The organism is Sediminibacterium salmoneum NBRC 103935, assembly GCF_000511175.1.
Classification (GTDB): domain Bacteria; phylum Bacteroidota; class Bacteroidia; order Chitinophagales; family Chitinophagaceae; genus Sediminibacterium; species Sediminibacterium salmoneum.
The window spans coordinates 625,903-628,807 of sequence record NZ_KI866530.1 but is presented as its reverse complement, the minus strand read 5'-3'; the positions used below and the strand labels follow the sequence as shown (position 1 = coordinate 628,807).

Genomic DNA, 2,905 nt, shown 5'->3' with positions numbered 1-2,905 from the left:
ATATTCTGATAGATTTATGCAGGGATATCTGGACCTATATTTCCATGGATTACTTTAAACAGAAAACCAAAAAAGGAGAAGTAGGTTCTTCCGCCATGCCGCATAAAGTAAACCCTATTGATTTTGAAAATGCTGAAGGCAACTTAGGTATGGCCAATGCACTGTTAGAACACCTGAGCGGGAAATTACCCATCAGTCGTTTACAGAGAGACTTAACGGATTCAACCGTATTAAGAAATATTGGAGTGCCGGTTGCTCATATTCAGATTGCATTTCAGTCTTTGGAAAAAGGCCTATCCAAACTCATTTTAAATGAAGCAGCCATTCAGGAAGACCTTGAAAACAACTGGCCAGTTGTAGCTGAAGCCATTCAAACCATTCTAAGAAGGGAGAATTACCCCAATCCATATGAAGCATTGAAAGAGCTGACCAGAGGAAAACAGAAAATTGATAAAAAAACCATTCATCAGTTTATCCAATCCCTGAAAATAAGTGCTGCACTCAAAAAAGAATTGAAAGCCATTACACCTGCTAATTACACAGGAATTAATCCTAATTATTAGTATGGCATCATGATTGCATCTTTATTGCTTTATTGATTCGAAAAACACAGCATTCTGCAAAAAGCACTCAACATATTCAGAAAACTAATACTGATTCTCATATCTGTATTACTGTTGCTGTATATAGCCATTCAGACCGATATGGTGCAGAATGCTTTGGTAAAATATGCAACCGGGAAATTAAGTGTTGCGCTTGGCACGGAAGTACGTATTAAAAAAGTAAGTGTTTCCTTCTTCAGCAAATTAAGCATGGATGGAACATTGGTGAGAGATAAACAGAAAGACACGCTATTGTATGCGGGCAGCCTTAAATTAAATATTACAGACTGGTTCTTTTTAAAAGACAAGGTAGAACTGAAATACATAGGACTTGAAAATGCGGTAATAAAACTTCAGCGAAAAGACAGCACCTGGAACTACCAGCATATTGCAGATTATTTCAGCAGCCCCACTCCCACCCAAAAAAAGAAAAATAATATTAACCTGAACCTGAAGAAAATCGACCTGAAGAATATTCGTTTTTTTCAGAATGATTTATGGGTTGGAACACAAAATACCATTGAACTGGGGGCCTTGATTATTGATGCTGAAAAGATAGATTTTAACCGCAATCAATACATCATCAATGAATGTTTACTAACTCAGCCCAACGTTATACTTCAGAATCTGGAGGGATTAAGGCCACCGAAACTCAAAAAAGTGATTCCGTATTACGATGGAAAGTCTTACTATTTTAATCCAGGGGAAATTGGCATTCAGGTTAAGAATATACAAATTAAAGGCGGGCGGCTTTTTATAGAAGGCAATACAGATAAAGCAGCGGATGGCTTTGACGAATCCCATATAGAACTGTCTGCACTGAATGGAAATCTTAAGCAGTTTGTACTGAACAAAGATACCATGAGAGCAAAAGCTGTTCTAAGCGCTAAAGACAGAAGCGGTTTCGAGTTAAAAAAGCTGGCAGCCAATATCCGGTTTACACCTCAAATTATGGAGTTCAACAACCTAGATTTGCAGACCAACAAAAGCAGGTTGGGAAGTTACTATGCCATGCAATACCGGGATTTCAATGAAGATTTTGCCCATTTTCTGGGTCAGGTAAAATTAACTGCCCGTTTCTCCAATGCCAGAATACATAGCGATGATATTGCCTATTTTGCTCCTGAACTAAAGGGATGGAATAAACAGATTACACTGGGAGGCAACTTTAACGGAACCATTGAAGACTTTACCGTAGCCGGGTTAAATGGAAATATCGGAGCCAATACCAGTATTACGGGTTCCTTGTCTATGAAAGGCTTACCCGATATCAATACCACTCAAATCAATTTCAGCAACGGGGTATTGAATACCAATGCCTATGATTTGGGATTATTTATCCCGGACATGAAAGGTATTACCAATCCGGATCTTCCCTCACTGGGACCGATAGTTTTTCGCGGAAACTTTAAAGGTACCATCAACAACTTCAATACAGCAGGTGTAATTTCAACCCGGCTTGGTGGTGCACAAACCAATATCAGCCTTGTATTCCCGGAAAAAGGAGAACCCAGTTTTGAAGGATTTTTAAGTACCAAAAAATTCCATCTAGGTAAATTCCTGAAAGTAGATTCTTTGGGACATATCAACTTCAGCGGAAAAGTTACCGGCTCCAGTTTCAATATCGATAAACTCAAAACTCAGTTTGATGGAATTGTGCATAGCCTTGAATACAATGGTTATACTTACCGCAATTTAATAGCGAATGGAACCATCCAGCGAAAAGCATTTAATGGTGAACTGGAAATTGAAGATGAGAATATTGGATTTACCAGTAACGTAGAAGTAGATTTTAGCAAAAAGGAACCCCTCTTCAATATTGTGGGAGATTTATCAAAAGCAGATTTGCATTCGCTTAAACTAATAAAGGATTCCATTAAAATTGCCGGATTGCTCGACGTGAATTTTACCGGTAGTAATATTGACCAGTTTATAGGAACAGCCAAATTGCTGAATGCGAATATTCAAAATGCCAGCAATAGTATCCAGTTCGACTCACTCAACCTGAGTTCTTATTACAGTGACTCTATCAAGACGCTTCATGTAGGTAGCAACGAATTCAATGCCACCATCAATGGACAGTTCAATATTAAGGAACTGCCTTCCAGTTTTCAGGCATTCCTGCACAACTATTACCCTGCCTATATTAAGTCTCCCAAAACAACACCCATTAATCAGCAATTCGATTTTGCCTTAAACACTTTTTATATTGAACCTTATTTTAAAATCTTCACGAATAAAATATCCGGATTCAACGACGTTAGTATAAAAGGAAGAATTGACACAAGGGATATTGAACTCGG

At 38.2% G+C, this 2,905-nt stretch carries 1 protein-coding gene and 1 pseudogene; both read left to right on the top strand.

All coding sequences use genetic code 11. From position 1 onward, the window contains the following. A partial coding sequence (locus P767_RS18755) for a lyase family protein (protein ID WP_245586819.1) occupies window positions 1-563 on the top strand: 563 nt, incomplete at its 5' end. Between the two features lie 141 nt (window positions 564-704). Then, a pseudogene (locus P767_RS18460) lies at window positions 705-2,905 on the top strand (hypothetical protein); the annotation flags it as partial.